This window comes from Microbacterium sp. NPDC090003, from assembly GCF_044748385.1.
In the GTDB taxonomy this organism is placed as follows: Bacteria; Actinomycetota; Actinomycetes; order Actinomycetales; family Microbacteriaceae; genus Microbacterium.
In genome coordinates this window covers 971591-987540 of record NZ_JBIVFW010000001.1, presented here as the reverse complement: position 1 = coordinate 987540, position 15950 = coordinate 971591, and the positions used below count along the sequence as shown (strand labels likewise).

16 protein-coding genes are annotated in these 15950 nt (G+C 68.5%); 14 read left to right on the top strand and 2 right to left on the bottom strand.

Annotated elements, in window-relative coordinates; genetic code table 11:
• Positions 1 to 39 precede the first annotated feature (39 nt).
• Genes ACIPVN_RS04835 through ACIPVN_RS04820 form a run of 4 tightly spaced genes read left to right on the top strand, consistent with a single transcriptional unit; the run spans position 40 to position 4136 of the window.
• Entirely contained in the window at positions 40 to 966 is a 927-nt protein-coding gene (locus ACIPVN_RS04835; protein WP_400440193.1) for an ABC transporter permease, read from the top strand.
• Positions 959 to 1900 carry an ABC transporter permease gene (locus tag ACIPVN_RS04830; RefSeq protein ID WP_400440190.1) on the top strand — a complete coding sequence of 314 codons (942 nt, stop codon included), beginning with the start codon at positions 959 to 961 and terminating at the stop codon, positions 1898 to 1900. The genes ACIPVN_RS04835 and ACIPVN_RS04830 overlap by 8 nt, the downstream gene beginning before the upstream one ends.
• On the top strand, positions 1897 to 3576 hold the full coding sequence (locus ACIPVN_RS04825) for a dipeptide ABC transporter ATP-binding protein (RefSeq protein WP_400440187.1): 1680 nt from the start codon (positions 1897 to 1899) through the stop codon (positions 3574 to 3576). The genes ACIPVN_RS04830 and ACIPVN_RS04825 overlap by 4 nt, the downstream gene beginning before the upstream one ends.
• Positions 3573 to 4136, top strand: a complete 564-nt coding sequence (locus ACIPVN_RS04820) for a PH domain-containing protein (protein ID WP_400440185.1) — start codon at positions 3573 to 3575, stop codon at positions 4134 to 4136. Before ACIPVN_RS04825 ends, ACIPVN_RS04820 begins: the two co-directional genes overlap by 4 nt.
• A gap of 41 nt (positions 4137 to 4177) precedes the next feature.
• Here ACIPVN_RS04820 and ACIPVN_RS04815 read toward each other — a convergent pair whose 3' ends face one another.
• Positions 4178 to 4984 (bottom strand): CPBP family intramembrane glutamic endopeptidase, encoded by an 807-nt coding sequence (locus ACIPVN_RS04815; RefSeq protein ID WP_400440183.1) that lies wholly within the window; start codon positions 4982 to 4984, stop codon positions 4178 to 4180.
• 103 nt (positions 4985 to 5087) lie between these two features.
• Here ACIPVN_RS04815 and typA point away from each other — a divergent pair, with 103 nt between their 5' ends.
• The 4 genes from typA to ACIPVN_RS04795 all read left to right on the top strand — a co-directional run bounded on the left by typA (position 5088) and on the right by ACIPVN_RS04795 (position 10884).
• Positions 5088 to 7001, top strand: coding sequence for a translational GTPase TypA (typA, locus tag ACIPVN_RS04810; protein WP_400440180.1), 1914 nt, complete (start codon positions 5088 to 5090; stop codon positions 6999 to 7001).
• 218 nt (positions 7002 to 7219) lie between these two features.
• The gene (locus tag ACIPVN_RS04805; RefSeq protein WP_400440177.1) at positions 7220 to 8116 is read left to right on the top strand and encodes a phospholipase; all 897 of its coding nucleotides are present in this window, start codon (positions 7220 to 7222) and stop codon (positions 8114 to 8116) included.
• Between the two features lie 108 nt (positions 8117 to 8224).
• On the top strand, positions 8225 to 9244 hold the full coding sequence (gene glsA, locus ACIPVN_RS04800; RefSeq protein ID WP_400440175.1) for a glutaminase A: 1020 nt from the start codon (positions 8225 to 8227) through the stop codon (positions 9242 to 9244).
• Positions 9241 to 10884 carry an MFS transporter gene (locus tag ACIPVN_RS04795; protein WP_400440173.1) on the top strand — a complete coding sequence of 548 codons (1644 nt, stop codon included), beginning with the start codon at positions 9241 to 9243 and terminating at the stop codon, positions 10882 to 10884. The genes glsA and ACIPVN_RS04795 overlap by 4 nt, the downstream gene beginning before the upstream one ends.
• Positions 10885 to 10887: 3 nt before the next feature.
• Here ACIPVN_RS04795 and ACIPVN_RS04790 read toward each other — a convergent pair whose 3' ends face one another.
• Positions 10888 to 11436, bottom strand: a complete 549-nt coding sequence (locus tag ACIPVN_RS04790; protein ID WP_400440170.1) for a helix-turn-helix domain-containing protein — start codon at positions 11434 to 11436, stop codon at positions 10888 to 10890.
• Between the two features lie 105 nt (positions 11437 to 11541).
• On the opposite strand from ACIPVN_RS04790, the gene ACIPVN_RS04785 reads away from it, so the two are divergent.
• The 6 genes from ACIPVN_RS04785 to ACIPVN_RS04760 all read left to right on the top strand — a co-directional run bounded on the left by ACIPVN_RS04785 (position 11542) and on the right by ACIPVN_RS04760 (position 15941).
• Positions 11542 to 12261, top strand: a complete 720-nt coding sequence (locus tag ACIPVN_RS04785) for an AzlC family ABC transporter permease (RefSeq protein WP_400440167.1) — start codon at positions 11542 to 11544, stop codon at positions 12259 to 12261.
• Positions 12258 to 12572, top strand: coding sequence for an AzlD domain-containing protein (locus ACIPVN_RS04780; RefSeq protein ID WP_400440164.1), 315 nt, complete (start codon positions 12258 to 12260; stop codon positions 12570 to 12572). The genes ACIPVN_RS04785 and ACIPVN_RS04780 overlap by 4 nt, the downstream gene beginning before the upstream one ends.
• A gap of 55 nt (positions 12573 to 12627) precedes the next feature.
• A complete protein-coding gene (locus tag ACIPVN_RS04775; RefSeq protein WP_400440162.1) occupies positions 12628 to 12975 on the top strand; it encodes a histidinol dehydrogenase in 348 nt (115 codons plus the stop codon).
• A gap of 9 nt (positions 12976 to 12984) precedes the next feature.
• Complete coding sequence (fdxA, locus tag ACIPVN_RS04770) at positions 12985 to 13305, top strand: ferredoxin (RefSeq protein ID WP_400440160.1); 321 nt, start codon at positions 12985 to 12987, stop codon at positions 13303 to 13305.
• Positions 13306 to 13315: 10 nt separating this feature from the next.
• On the top strand, positions 13316 to 14440 hold the full coding sequence (gene dapC / locus ACIPVN_RS04765) for a succinyldiaminopimelate transaminase (RefSeq protein ID WP_400440157.1): 1125 nt from the start codon (positions 13316 to 13318) through the stop codon (positions 14438 to 14440).
• Between the two features lie 205 nt (positions 14441 to 14645).
• Positions 14646 to 15941 (top strand): citrate synthase, encoded by a 1296-nt coding sequence (locus ACIPVN_RS04760; protein ID WP_391477313.1) that lies wholly within the window; start codon positions 14646 to 14648, stop codon positions 15939 to 15941.
• Positions 15942 to 15950 lie beyond the last annotated feature (9 nt).

The window sequence follows — 15950 nt, the reverse complement described above, 5'->3', positions numbered from 1 at the left end:
GCACGGTTCTCTTACTCCCCCCTTCAGAAGGGACAGCGGATGCTCGGTTACATCCTGAGACGTCTCCTGCAGGTGATCCCCGTCTTCTTCGGGGCCACCCTGCTCATCTACTTCCTGGTGTTCGCCATGCCCGGCGACCCGATCCTCGCCCTGTTCGGTGACAAGACCCCCAACCCGGCGGTCGTCGAGCAGCTGCGCGAGCAGTACCACCTGAACGATCCGTTCATCGTGCAGTACTGGTACTACATCACCGGTGTGTTCCAGGGCGACCTCGGCAACACGTTCTCGGGTCGACCGGTCTCCGCCGTGCTCGCCGCGACGCTCCCGGTCACCGGTCGCCTCGCGGTCATGGCGATCGGAATCGAGTTCGTGCTCGCGATCATCATCGGCACCGTCTCGGCACTGCGCAAGGGCAAGATCTTCGACAACGTGTCGCTCATGGTCGCCCTCGTCGCGATCGCGATCCCGATCTTCGTCGTGGCGTTCCTCGCGCAGTACTTCCTCGCGATCAAGCTCGGGTGGTTCAAGCCGACCGTCGGCGCCGACAACGACTGGGGCGGTCTCTGGCTCCCCGCCATCGTGCTCGGATTCAGCCTCTACGCCGTGAGCATGCGTCTGATGCGCAGCTCCGTCATCGACACCCTCAACCAGGACTGGGTGCGCACCGCGTACAGCAAGGGTCTTTCGCGCGGTCGCGTGATCCCCGTGCACGTGCTGCGCAACTCGCTGATCCCCGTGATCACGAACTCCGCCACCAACTTCGGCGTGCTGCTCGTCGGCGCGACCGTCACCGAGGGCATCTTCAACGTGCCCGGCGTCGGAAACACCCTGTTCCAGGCCATCCAGCGCGGTGAGGGACCGACCGTGGTCTCGTTCGTCACGGTGTTCGTCATCCTGTACGTCCTGGTGAACCTGCTCATCGACCTGCTCTACGGTCTGCTCGACCCGAGGATCCGCTATGCCTGACCCCACGACCCAGAAGCACTACGTCGCTCCGGTCGAGACCGAGTCGATCGCGGTCGACGCGGTCCGCATCTCCGACAAGCCCAGCAACCTGTGGCGCGACGCGTGGCGCGACCTGCGCCGTCGTCCGCTGTTCTGGTTCTCGGTCGTGCTCGCGCTCGTCTTCCTGTTGATGGCGGTGTGGCCGACGCTGTTCACGGCTACCCCACCCGACTCCTGCGACCTGTCGAACAGCAACGCCGGCCCGGCTGCCGGACACCCGCTCGGCTACACGTTCCAGGGGTGCGACATCTACGCCCGCATCGCCTGGGGCGCGCAGACGTCGCTCGCCGTCGGTCTCATCGCCACGGTGATCTCCTCGTTCCTCGGCCTGATCATGGGGGCACTCGCCGGTTTCTACGGCGGATGGCTCGACGGTCTGCTGTCGCGCATCGGCGACATCTTCTTCGCGATCCCGTACATCCTCGCGGCCGTCGTCGTGATGACGGTGTTCCGCGACTCGCGGTCCGTCTGGACGCTGGCTCTCGCCATTGGCGGATTCGCGTGGGCGTCGACGGCGCGCGTGGTGCGCGCCGAAGTGCTGCGCGTGCGTCAGGCGGACTTCGTCGTGGCCTCGGAGGCGCTCGGCCAGTCGAAGTTCAAGACGATGCTCAACCACGTCATCCCGAACGCGATCGCCCCGCTGCTCGTCGTGTCGACCCTCGGCCTCGCCGCGGCGATCGTGGCGGAAGCCACGCTGTCGTTCCTCGGCGTCGGCCTCGGCAGCGACGTGATGTCGTGGGGTAACGACATCAGTGATGCTCAAGCGTCGCTGCGCGTCGCCCCGATGGCGCTCATCTATCCGTCGATCGCGCTGACCCTCGCGGTGCTCGCGTTCGTGACCCTGGGTGAGCTCATCCGAGACGCCCTCGACCCGAAGGCGAGGGCACGCCGATGAGCGAGCGCATCACCGATCAGGCGCCCCTGCTGAGCATCCGCGACCTCAAGGTCGCCTTCCGCACCCAAGAGGGTCTGCGCGAAGTGCTCCACGGCATCAGCTTCGACGTCTTCCCCGGCGAGACCGTCGCGATCGTGGGGGAGTCGGGTTCCGGCAAGTCCACGACCGCCACGGCGATCGTCAATCTGCTGCCCGGTACCGGCACGGTCACCGGCGGATCGATCACCCTCGAGGGGCGCGAGCTCACCACTCTGAGTCGCACCGCCATCGAGAGCGTGCGCGGTCGGGACATCGGATTCGTGCCGCAAGACCCGATGTCGAACCTCAACCCGGTGTGGAGCATCGGCTTCCAGGTGAAGGAGGCGATCCGCGCCAACGGCATCGCCCAGGGTCGCCAGGCCGTCAAGGCTCGCGCGATCGAGGTGCTGCAGCAGGCGGGTCTCGCCGACGCCGAGCGTCGTCTGCATCAGTTCCCGCACCAGTTCTCGGGCGGTATGCGGCAGCGCGCGCTGATCGGCATCGGCCTCGCCGCCGATCCGAAGCTCCTGATCGCCGACGAGCCGACCTCGGCCCTCGACGTGACGGTGCAGCGCGTGATCCTCGATCACATGGCTTCGCTGACGCGCGACAAGGGCACCTCGGTGCTGCTGATCACGCACGACCTCGGTCTCGCGGCCGAGCGCGCAGACAAGATCATCGTGATGAACGGCGGCAACATCGTCGAGGCGGGCCCCAGCCGGCAGATCCTCGAGGACCCGCAGCACCCGTACACCAAGCGGCTCGTCGCGGCGGCACCCAGCGTCGCCTCGCAGCGCATCCAGGCGGTCGTGGAGGATCGAGGGATCGAGACCCTCGACGACCTCGCCGACATCCCGCCGACGGTGCGCGTGGCGGGGCTCACGAAGGACTACAAGATCCGCCAGGGCGGCTTCCGCAGTGAAGCCTTCCGTGCGGTCGACGGCGTGTCGTTCGAGATCCCCAAGGGCAAGACGCTGGCGCTGGTCGGCGAGTCCGGTTCGGGAAAGTCGACCGTCGCGAAGATGGTGCTCAAGCTCGAGGAGCCCACCGCGGGAACCATCGAGATCGACGGGCAGGACGTGTCGAAGCTGTCGAACGCGCAGGCGTTCGGTCTGCGGCGTCGCATGCAGCCCGTGTTCCAGGACCCGTACGGCTCACTCGACCCGCTGCGCAACATCGGCAACACGATCGCCGAGCCGCTGCAGATCCACGGCGTCGGCGATCGTGCGTCGCACCGTGAGCGCGTCGAGGAGCTGCTCGACCAGGTCGCCCTTCCGCGGGTCCTGGCGACGCGCTACCCGAACGAGCTCTCGGGCGGTCAGCGGCAGCGCGTCGCGATCGCCCGCGCGCTCGCGCTCAAGCCCGACATCATCGTGCTCGACGAGGCCGTCTCGGCCCTCGACGTGCTCGTGCAGGACCAGGTGCTGCAGCTCCTGGCGGAGCTGCAGTCGGAACTCGGCCTGACCTACCTGTTCATCACCCACGACCTCGCGGTCGTGCGCGTGTCGAGCGACCTGGTGTGCGTCATGGAGAAGGGCAAGATCGTCGAGCAGGGTACCGTCGACGAGATCTTCGCCAATCCGCAGCAGGAGTACACGGATCGTCTGCTCCAGGCGATTCCGGGTGCGTCCATCCCGCTCGGCGGAAGCGGCGCGTGACCGCTGCCGATCGGCCCGAGGGCGCGCGGGTCTTCCGCGCGTCCTCGGGCACGGCCGTGCTCGTGATCTCGGGCGCGCTCGCGCTCTTCCTGCTCGGCGACACGGTCGTGCGGGGCAGCTGGACGCAGATGCTCCTGGTGGCGCCCTGGGTGCTGCTGGGCATGTGGGTCGTCTACGAACTGAGCTTCGTGTCGATGGTGCGGGTCGACGATGCCGGTGTGGTCGTGCAGAACATGCTCCGGCGCACGTCGTTCGGCTGGGCCCACGTCCGTGACGTCGACTTCCGCTGGCAGCTCGAGTTCTCTCTCGACGACGGCTCTCGCGTCAGCGCATACGGCGGACCTGCCCGTGCACGTCCCTCGCGTCGGGAAGCAGCCGAGGGTGCAGCATCCAAGGCCCCGGCCGGCATCCGCGATCTCACCGAGATCCGCGACCGCTGGGAGGCGGCGACCGGCGCGGATGCTCCGATCCGACGCGAGTGGGACGCCCGCGCTCTCCTCGCCCTCGGTGCTCTCGTGCTGTGGGCGGTCGGCGCCGTGCTGATCGCGAACGCCGGCTGAACCGGGTTCGAACTCGCACGGGCGCTCGGGCGCTCGGGCGATCAGCCCGGGAGGCCGAAGAGCGTCGGCCACGTCGCCGCGGCCCACGGGTAGCCGACGAACACCGTCGCGTCGATCAGGAAGTGCGCGACGAGGAACGGCAACAGGCGTCCGGTGCGGAGGAACAGCCAGCCGAACAGCAGCCCCATCGCGAGGTTGCCGATGAAGGCGCCGGGTCCCTGATACAGGTGATAGGTCGCCCGCAGCACCGAGGTCGCGATGATGATGGTCCAGGGCGACCATCCGAGCTGCTTGAGGCGGGCGAACAGATAGCCGAGCACGACGAACTCCTCCTGCAACGACGCTCGCGCGGCGGCCATCAGCAGGATCGGGATCGTCCACCAGTGGGCGTCGAGCCCGCCCGGATTCACGGCGACGAACAGCCCGAGCGCCCGGCCTGCGACATAGAGGCCGAGGCCGGGGACGCCGATCGCCAGCACGAGGAGCGCACCGCGGCCGATGTCGACGCCGACGCGTGTGCCGTCGAGACCGAGACGGGCGAGGTGCGGTCGGCGGTGCTGCCAGAGCAGGAAGCAGACGAGCAGCACCGGCACGAGCGAGAAGCCGATCGACAGCACCTGGTAGATCAGGTCGAAGACCTCGCGGTCGCTGCGCGAGGGATTCAGCGTCGCGGTCTGGTCGGCGAGCGGAGTGTCGTCGGTGAGCCGGTAGGCGAGCTGGACGATCGCGTAGATCGCCGACTGGCCGAGACCGAGGGCGAGGACGATCGCGATCTCCCACCACAGCCGCCGCGCCGAGGGCTCGGAGGTCGGGTCCGGGAGCGGTCGGTCTGCCTGTTCGTGCCTCACTTTTCCGATGGTACGGCCTCCGTTCAGCCGGGGGTCCTGCGCGTGCGTTATCCTGGAACGTCGGTTTCCCGACTCCTCCCACTCCTCTTCTTAGGATTCCTGCATGGCTCACGCCCTCCGCTCTGACCTCCGCAACGTCGCCATCGTCGCTCACGTCGACCACGGCAAGACCACTCTTGTCGACGCGATGCTCCGCCAGACCGGCTCGTTCGGTGAGCACTCGCACGTCGAAGAGCGCGCGATGGACTCGAACGACCTCGAGCGCGAGAAGGGCATCACGATCCTCGCCAAGAACACGGCGATCACCTACAAGGGCAAGCACGCCGACGGCAAGGAGATCACGATCAACGTGATCGACACCCCGGGTCACGCCGACTTCGGTGGTGAGGTCGAGCGCGGCCTGTCGATGGTCGACGGCGTCGTGCTGCTCGTCGACGCGAGCGAGGGCCCGCTTCCGCAGACCCGCTTCGTGCTGCGCAAGGCGCTCGAGGCCAAGCTCCCCGTCATCCTGCTGGTCAACAAGACCGACCGTCCCGACGCCCGCATCGCGGAGGTGGAGGAGGAGGCCCACGACCTGCTGCTGGGCCTCGCCTCCGACCTCGTTGACGACGTGCCCGACCTCGACGTCGACGCACTGCTCGACGTTCCGGTCGTCTACGCGTCGGGCCGTGCGGGTGCGGCGTCGCAGAATCGTCCCGCCGACGGTTCACTGCCCGACAACGACGACCTCGAGCCGCTCTTCGAGGCCATCCTCGAGCACGTCCCGGCTCCGTCCTACGACGACGAGGCACCGCTGCAGGCCTGGGTCACGAACCTCGATTCCAGCCCGTTCCTCGGTCGCCTCGCGCTGCTGCGCGTCTTCAACGGCACGATCAAGAAGGGCCAGACGGTCGCCTGGGTGCGCGCCGACGGAACCACCAGCAACGCCCGCATCACCGAGCTGCTGATGACCCGCGCCCTCGAGCGCTACCCGGCCGAGTCGGCCGGCCCCGGCGACATCGTCGCGATCGCCGGCTTCGAGAACATCACGATCGGCGAGACGATCGCCGACCCCGAAGACGTGCGCCCGCTCCCGGCGATCACGGTCGACGACCCTGCCATCTCGATGACGATCGGTACCAACACCTCGCCGCTGATGGGCAAGGTCAAGGGGCACAAGCTCACGGCGCGCATGGTCAAGGACCGCCTCGACAAGGAGCTCATCGGCAACGTCTCGCTCAAGGTCGTCGACATCGGACGCCCGGATGCCTGGGAGGTTCAGGGCCGTGGTGAGCTCGCCCTCGCGATCCTCGTCGAGAACATGCGCCGCGAAGGCTTCGAACTCACGGTCGGCAAGCCGCAGGTGGTCACGAAGAAGATCGACGGCAAGACCTACGAGCCCTTCGAGCACCTCACGATCGACACGCCGGAGGAGCACCTCGGTGCCATCACCCAGCTCCTCGCGAACCGCAAGGGGCGCATGGAGAACATGACCAACCACGGCACCGGCTGGGTGCGCATGGAGTTCATCGTCCCGTCGCGTGGTCTGATCGGCTTCCGCAGCGAGTTCCTCACCACGACTCGCGGCACCGGCATCGCGAACGCGATCTCGCACGGGTACGAGCCCTGGGCCGGATCCATCACGACCCGTCAGAACGGCTCGATCGTCGCCGACCGTCAGGGTGTCGTCACTCCGTTCGCGATGATCGCCCTGCAGGAGCGCATGTCGTTCTTCGTGCAGCCGACCGCCGAGGTCTACGAGGGCATGGTCATCGGCGAGAACTCTCGCGCCGACGACATGGACGTGAACATCACCAAGGAGAAGAAGCTCACCAACATGCGTGCGGCGAGCTCCGACTCGTTCGAGTCGATGACGCCCCCGCGTCAGCTGACCCTCGAGGAGAGCCTGGAGTTCGCGCGTGACGACGAATGCGTCGAGGTCACGCCGGAGGCCGTGCGTATCCGCAAGGTGAACCTCGATGCCAACACGCGTGCGCGCGAGACCGCTCGTCTCAAGCGTCAGGACGCCAACGCCTGAGTCCGGACAGGACCGACGAGAGGGCCCGGGCCGCAGGAATGCGGCCCCGGGCCCTCTTCTCATGAAAAGTCCAGGTGGGACTTATATTCCATCCAGGTTCCACGGAGGTTTCGTCCAGAAACATGACACAGAATCGATGACTTGCGTCCGATGAGTCGGCTCCCGATGAGCCGCCCTGTCCGCAGGTCCGGGCGCGCGACGACCCGAAAGTCGATTCTTTGCTTCACCTTCAGAACACCCGTGCTTCCCGGCGCGCCCTCGAGGCCGCCAACGCCCACTCCGCCGTCCGCTCGCGTCGACCGCTGCTGCTCCTCGGCACCGCCGTCGGCGCGATGCTCGGCATCACTCTGACCGCCGGACTCGTCGCGGGCCCGGCCGCCGCTGCCGCCCATGCCGATGACGCATCGCCCTCGGCGACCCCCGGTACTGCGACCGTCGAGGCGTCGGATGATGTCGCCGCGACCGCGACCGCGGCGGCCGACGCGATCGATGCCGCTAATGCGCTCTCCGCCGATATCGATGCCGCGGGCTTCGACCTGAGCGGAGTCGTCCCCGCCGTCGAGACCGCGCAATTGCAGAGCAACGTCGACACCCTCGACGGTCGGAAGGCCGCTCCGGCCATCCAGCTCACCCTCACCACGGTCATCGCCCAGCAGAACACCGAGAAGGTGATCGAGCAGACTGCGGCGCTCCAGTCGGCCTTCACCGCGGCGCAGGAGAAGAAGGCGGCGGACGAGGCGGCGGCGGCCGCGGCCGCACAGGCCCAGGCCGAGGCTGAGGCGGCTGCCGCGGCACTCGCCTCGTCGAACACCCCCGACGGCGCCAGGGCGACCGCGCGAGCCATGGCGGCCGACCGGTACGGCTGGGGCGAGGACCAGTTCTCCTGCCTGAGCTCGCTGTGGCAGAAGGAGTCGGGCTGGAACTACCAGGCCTACAACCCGAGCGGTGCGACCGGCATCCCGCAGGCCCTCCCCGGCGGCAAGATGGCTTCGGCGGGCAGCGACTGGCAGACCAACGCCGCGACGCAGATCGCCTGGGGGCTGGGCTACATCTCTTCGGTGTACGGCACCCCCTGCAGCGCGTGGGGTCACTCGCAGGCGATGAACTGGTACTGAACCCGCAGACGCCCATAGAACGCCCCCGGTAGACCTCTTCTGCCGGGGGCGTTCCCGCGCTATCGTGACCATCGACGGCTGGGGCGTCGTCGAGCGCGAGGAGAGCCCGTGGACACGGCTGGGTGGGACGACATCCCGCAGCAGGTCTCGACCGGAACGTTGCCCCGCTGGGGAGACGTCGAGCGACTGGTCGGCGTCGCGCACGCACGCTTCGCCGACGATTCCGACGGAGTCGTCGCCGACTACATCCCCGTCCTCGCCGAGGTCGATCCCGAGCTCTTCGGGCTCGCCGTCATCGAGGTCGGCGGGGGAGTGCACGACGCGGGCGACGCGCAGCATCCGTTCTCGATCCAGTCGATCTCGAAGATGTTCGTCTACGCCCTCGCCATCCAGGAACATGGGCACGAGCTCGTCCGCGAGATCGTCGGGGTCAACAACACCGGGCTGCCCTTCAACTCGGTCATGGCGCTCGAGCTGAACGGCGGGCATCCCCTGAACCCCATGGTCAACGCGGGCGCCATAGCCACCACCGCACTCATGCCGGGGGAGACGTCCGCCGAGCAGTGGGAGCGGGTCCGCGAGGGGCTGTCGGCGTTCGCGGGCCGCGGTCTCGGGCTCGACGGCGTCGTCTACGCGTCCGAGGCGCGCACCAACGACCGCAACCGTGCGCTCGGACGTCTGCTCGCGAGTTACGGTCGTCTCGAGGGCGACCCCGACGAGGTCGTCGACGTCTACACGCGCCAGTGCGCGCTCACGGTGACCGCGCACGATCTCGCGGTCATGGGGGCGACGCTGGCCGACGGCGGCGTCAATCCGGTCACGGGGCAGCGGGTGGTGTCGGCCGACGTGTGCCGCGACACGCTCGCGGTCGTCGCCGCCAGCGGCCTGTACGAGCGCTCGGGCGAGTGGCTGTTCGAGATCGGACTCCCGGCGAAATCCGGTGTCTCCGGAGGCATCGTCGCGGTCGCCCCCGGCAAGGGCGCGGTCGCGGGCTTCTCGCCGCGTCTCGACGACGCCGGCAACTCCGTCCGCTCGCAGCGGGCGATCGGCTACCTCTCCCGGGCCCTGGGGCTCAATCTGTTCGCATCCGCACCCGCCGCTCCACCCGCCCCCGAGGAGTCCCGATGACCGAGCCCGTGCCGCAGACCGCATCCGTCGCCGCGACGTCGTCGTGGCTTCCCATGATCAGCCTGTTCATGGCGCAGGTGCTCATGTCGTTCAACGTCGCCGCCCTGCCCATCTCGCTCGGAGGCATGGTGGGCGAGTTCGGCGTGCCGCCCACGGTCGCGAGCACCACCATCGTCATGTACGGACTGGCCGTCGCCGCGCTCGTGATGACCGGTGCGAAGCTCGGCCAGCGCGTCGGATGGGTGCTGATCTTCCGCGTCGTGATCGCGCTGTTCGCGGCATCGTCGGTGCTGATGCTGATGCTGATCGCACCGAGCATCGGCTGGGCGATCGCCGGTCAGGCGGTGGCCGGTGCCGCGGCCGCCATCATCGTGCCCTCGATCGTCGCGCTCATCGCCGAGAACTACCGCGGCGCCCAGCAGGCCACGGCGATCGGCGCGATCGGTTCGGCGCGGGCGATCTCCGGCGTCACGGCGTTCCTCATCGGTGGCACTCTCGGCACGCTCGTCGGGTGGCGGCCCATGTTCTTCATCGTCCTCGGTATCGCGGTGCTCGTCTTCGCCTTCAGCTTCACGCTTCGCGGCGACCGCGGCGACCCCGGTATCCGCATCGACCTCGTCGCCTCGTTCCTCATCGGTGCGGCGATCGTGCTCCTCACCCTCGGGTTCAACAACCTCAACGGCTGGGGCGCGATCGAGGCGACGGAGGCCGCGCCGTTCGACATCCTGGGTCTCTCCCCGGCGCCGCTCTTCATCGGCGCAGGCATCGTGCTGGGGCAGGCGTTCGTCCTGTGGACGCGCCGGCGGATCGCCGAGGGGCGCGTGCCGCTGATCGACCTCGGCATCCTTCGCTCCTCGAAGGAGCGTGCGGCGGTGTACGCCATGTTCATCGTGGTCGCGCTCGAAGCGTGCGTGAACTTCACGATCCCGCTGTACATCCAGATCGTGCAGGGACGGACGCCCTTCGACACGTCGATCGCCATGATGCCCTTCAACCTCACCGTGTTCATCACCGCGACGCTCGTCGTGCGGTTCTACCGGCGCTACCCGCCGCGGGTGATCGGGGTCTTCGGGTTCCTGCTCACGACCGGCGCCCTCGTCTGGCTCTCGTTCGTCGTGAACAACAACTGGGAGACCCTGCCGACGATCCTCGGTCTGGTGGTGTTCGGGATCGGGCAGGGGGCGCTCGTTACCCTCGTCTTCAACGTGCTCGTCACCTCGGCGCCGTCGTCGCTCGCCGGCGATGTGGGGTCGCTGCGGGGCACGACGCAGAACCTTGCATCGGCGGTGGGGACGGCGGTCGCAGGTGCGCTGCTCGTCTCGCTGCTGGGGCTGAGCGTCGGGCGGGCGGTCGTCGAGCACCCGGAGCTGCCGCCTGCGCTCGTGGCGCAGGTCGATCTCGACAGCGTGAACTTCGTGAGCAACGAGGATCTGCGTGCGGTGCTCGAGCGCACCGACGCGACGCCCGCCCAGGTCGACGCCGCCGTGGCGGTCAACGAGGAATCCCGCCTGTCGACGCTGCGACTGGGGCTGCTCGTGCTCGCCGGGATCAGCGCATTGGCGATCCTCCCGGCCTCCCGCCTTCCCCGCTACAAGCCGGAGGAGATCCCGGACCCGTCGCCGGCGGTCGCGTCGGACTGAGTCTCAGCGCAGCTCGGAGATGAGCACGGCGCTCGTCGCCGGGGCCGTGGCTTCGAAGACGTGCGGAGCGTCGCCCGGGTAGGTGAGGTAGTCGCCGGGGTTCAGCAGTGCGGCGGCCTCGGCGGGGCCGACTCTGGCCTGCCCCGAGATCAGGACCACGTGCTCGATCGTTCCGGGGTGGTGCGGATCGGATCGCCGTGCGTCGCCGGGTTCGGCGGAGATCAGGTACAGGTCGCGCCGCGCGCCGGGCGGGGAGGCGGCCAGTAGTGTGGCGCTGTATGCGGCGGCCGAGGAGGGGATGCCGGTGAGATCCTCGCGGCGGATGAGGGTGGGCCCGCTCTGGGGTGGGTCGACGAAGACGGCGAACGGCACGTCGAGCGCGACGCCGAGCGCCCAGAGGGTCTCAACGCTCGGGTTCCCGGCGCCGCTCTCGAGCTGCGAGACGGTGGCCTTCGAGACCCCGGCGCGCCGGGCGAGCTCCGAGACCGAGAGGGTCGCGGCTTCGCGCTCCCGGCGCAGCGTCCGGGCGATACGGGTGCGAAGATCCTCCATCCGTTCATCATGCCAAACGTGCGTTCGCTTGACGAGCCGATCCGGGATGTTCAGAATGATGATCATGTGTTCATTCCAGCGAACGATCGCCCGGGGAGTCGCGTCGTGACCGCCGAGCGCGAGGTCTGGCGCGAGGCCCTGGGCGTCGTGCTGGCGACGAGCGCCTACGGCATCTCTTTCGGTGCCCTCGCCGTCGCGGCCGGACTCGATGTCTCGCAGACCTGCGTGCTGAGCCTGCTCATGTTCACGGGAGGATCGCAGTTCGCGTTCGTCGGGGTCTTCGCCGCCGGCGGTCTCGCGGCGCTCCCTTCGGCGATCGCCTCGGCCGTCCTCCTCGGCGTGCGCAACGTCGCCTACGGCATGCGCATGTCGCCGATCGTCGGGGCGGCGCCCGCGACCCGTGCCCTCGCGGCCCACTTCACGATCGACGAATCGACGGCGGTGGCGATCGCGCAGGACGATCCACGCCTGCGCCGGGTCGGATTCTGGGTGACCGGCATCGGGATCTTCGTCGGCTGGAACATCACCACTCTCATCGGTGCCCTCGTCGGCAACGTTCTCGGGGATCCGAAGGACTGGGGTCTGGACGCCGCGGCGGCAGCCGCCTTCCTGGCGCTGCTGTGGCCGCGGCTCCAGAAACGCCAGGCGATCGCGGTCGGGATCGCCGCGGCCGTCGTCGCCGCGGCACTCACTCCCTTCCTCCTTCCCGGTCTGCCGGTGCTCGTCGCGGCCGTGGTAGCCGTACTCGTCGGGTGGTTCGACTGGCTGGGGCACCCGGCATCCGACCTCGGCGCGGCGGATGCCGGGAGGGAGGAGGCCTCATGACCCTGTGGAGTGCGATCCTGCTGGCCGCTCTCGTCTGCCTGTCCCTGAAGGCCGTCGGATACCTCGTGCCGCCGAAGGTGCTCGAGGCGCCGCGGCCCGCCCGCATCTCGGATCTGCTGACCGTCGCTCTGCTCGCGGCACTCGTCGCGGTGCAGACGCTGGGCGACGGTCAGGCGATCGTCGTCGACGCGCGCGTTCCCGCTCTGCTCGTCGCTGCGGGCTTGTTGTGGCTGCGACAGTCCTTCCTCGTCGTGGTGTTCGCGGCGGCGCTCACCGCCGCCCTGCTGCGCCTGTTCGAACTCGCGGCCTGACCGCGCGTAGGATCGGAGGGTGCGGGTGAGTCGGTTGTCGAGAGTTCTGTCGTGGGTGGCCTCGGCCCTGGTCGGCGGCGTCTACGGTGTCGCCGGAACGATCGCGCACAGCCAGACCTGGGGTCCGATCCCGACCGGAATGATCGTCGGAGCGATCGCGTGCGCCGCGATCCTCATCGCCATCCGGGTGCTCACCCATGATCGCGGTGCGGCCGTCGCGGCCGGTCTCGGGATGGTGGGCATGCTGCTTCTGATCTCCGGCCGGGGGCCCGGTGGATCCGTCGTCGTCGAGAACACGCTCGCCGGGCAGATATGGACGTACCTGATCGCCGCGATCGTGCTCGTCGTCATCGCGTGGCCGTCGTTCCGGACGGTGCCCGTCGCCACGGAGGCGGAGAAGTAGACTGGAGGGGTGACGTATGTGATCGCCCTCCCGTGTGTCGATGTGAAGGACCGAGCCTGCATCGACGAATGCCCCGTCGACTGCATCTACGAAGGCGAGCGATCCCTCTACATCCACCCGGACGAGTGCGTCGACTGCGGCGCCTGCGAGCCGGTGTGTCCCGTCGAGGCGATCTACTACGAAGACGACCTGCCCGATGAGTGGCAGGACTACTACAAGGCGAACGTCGAGTTCTTCGACGAGGTCGGCTCGCCCGGAGGCGCGGCGAAGGTCGGCGTCATCGCGCACGATCACCCGAACATCGCGGCCCTGCCGCCCCAGGGCGAGTAGGCCGGCGGCCGTGAGCGTCCGCGACCTCCCCGACTACCCCTGGGACGCCGTGGTCCCCTTCCGTGAGCGGGCGTCCGCGCACGCCGATGGTCTCGTCGACCTCTCCGTCGGGTCACCCGTCGATGCCACTCCCGAGATCATCCGACGTGCTCTCGCCGAGGCGACCGATGCGCACGCCTACCCGCAGACCGTCGGGACCCCGGCGCTGCGCGAGGCGATCGTCTCCTGGTACGCGCGTCGCCGCGGCGTCGACGACCTCACCGTCGCGAACGTGCTCCCCACGATCGGCTCGAAGGAGTTCGTGGCACTCCTCCCGACTCTGCTCGGCCTGGGGGAGGGCGACATCGTCGTGCACCCCGAGATCGCCTACCCGACCTACGACGTCGGCGCGCGCGTGGTCGGAGCGACGCCCCTTCCCGCCGACGACCCCGCGGACTGGCCCGAGGGCACCAAGCTCATCTGGATCAACACGCCTGGCAATCCCGACGGTCGCACGTGGACGGTCGCGGAACTGGCCGCCGCGGTGCGCCGTGCGCGGGAACTGGATGCCGTCATCGCGAGCGACGAGTGCTATGCAGAGCTCGGCTGGGACGGCGCCTGGGCGACCGAGGCGATCCCGTCGATACTCGACCCGCGGGTCACCGGGGGATCGCGGGCCAACCTGCTCAGCGTCTACTCGCTGAGCAAGCAGTCGAACCTCGCGGGCTACCGCGCCGCCTTCGTCGCCGGGTGCGCGCGTATCGTCGCCGACCTCCTCACCGCCCGCAAGCACCTGGGCCTCATGCCGCCGGAGCCCGTGCAGCACGCCATGGCGGTGGCGCTGGGTGACGACGAGCACGTCGCCGTCCAGAAGGAGCTCTACCGCGAGCGGCGGGATCTGTTGCGTCCGGCCGTGGAGGCTGCCGGTTTCCGTCTCGACGGCTCCGAGGCCGGGCTCTACCTCTGGGTGACCGAGGGTCGCGACGCCTGGGAGTCGATGTCTCGCCTCGCCGATCTCGGCATCCTGGCAGGCCCCGGCCCGTTCTACGGAGTGGGCGCTGCCTCGCACGTTCGTCTCGCGCTGACGGCGCCCACCGAGCGCGTCGCGGAGGCCGCCCGACGCCTGCACGCCGCTGCTTCCGGAGAGAATCTGTAGGTTTCCCCCTCCGAGCGCCGATCCGTTTGGCGGATGCGACAGTAGGCGCGCGGGCCTACTAGGCTGTAATGGCGATTCGGTCGTGACCCGGCCTGGCGCTGTGCGCCGTGCGATCGCCCGCTCCGATGAGATCAGGTTCCAAGGATGACCGATCCGCTCGGGGCGAGACGAGACAGACTACGGGCAGAAACCCAAGGAGGTCCGCGTGAGTGCAGCGGCAGACCAGCAGGCCACGGCGAAGCTGACCATCGGTGACACGACCGCCGAGTTCCCCGTGCTGCAGGGCACGGCGGGCCACAACAGCATCGACTTCTCCACGCTGACCCGTCAGACCGGTTACACCGGGCTCGACTACGGGTTCGTCAACACGGCGTCGACGAAGTCCGACATCACCTTCATCGACGGCGACAAGGGCATCCTTCGCTATCGCGGGTACCCGATCGAGCAGCTCGCCGGTCGCACCAGCTACCTCGAGGTCGCCTGGCTGCTCATCTACGGCGAGCTCCCCTCGGAGTCCGAGCTGGCTGAGTTCGACGAGAAGATCCGTCGCCACACGCTGCTGCACGAAGACCTCAAGCACTTCTTCTCTGCTCTGCCGCACACGGCGCACCCGATGTCGGTTCTGTCCTCGGCCGTCGCCGCGCTCTCGACCTACTACGAGGGGCAGACCGACCCGCACAACCCCGAGCACGTCGAGATCAACACGATCCGCATGCTCGCGAAGCTCCCGGTGATCGCGGCCTACGCGCACAAGAAGAGCGTCGGCCAGGCCTTCCTCTACCCCGACAACTCGCTCGGCTTCGTCGAGAACTTCCTCAAGCTCAACTTCGGTGTCAACTCCGAGCCGTACGAGATCAACCCGGTCATGTCGAAGGCGCTCGAGCTCCTGCTGATCCTGCACGAGGACCACGAGCAGAACGCCTCGACCTCGACCGTGCGACTGGTCGGCTCGACCGGTGCGAACCAGTTCGCGTCGGTCTCCGCCGGCATCCAGGCGCTCTCGGGTCCGCTGCACGGCGGGGCGAACGAGGCCGTTCTCACGATGCTCGGCCAGATCCGCGACTCGGGTCAGAGCGTCTCGCGCTTCGTCGAGCGGGTGAAGAACAAGGAAGAGGGCGTGAAGCTGATGGGCTTCGGGCACCGGGTCTACAAGAACTACGACCCGCGCGCCAAGCTCGTCAAGGACGCCGCCGACGAGGTCCTCGCCTCCCTCGGCGTGACGGACCCGCTGCTCGACCTCGCGAAGGAGCTCGAGGAGATCGCTCTCGCCGACGATTATTTCCGCGAGCGTCGCCTGTACCCGAACGTCGATTTCTACACCGGCGTGATCTACAAGGCGATGGGCTTCCCCACGCGCATGTTCACGGTGCTGTTCGCCATCGGCCGTCTGCCGGGCTGGCTCGCGCAGTGGCGCGAGCTGCAGCTCGACCCGCAGACCAAGATCGGTCGCCCGCAGCAGCTGTACACCGGGTCTCCGGAGCGTTCCTACCCGACCCGCTGACTCGACGCC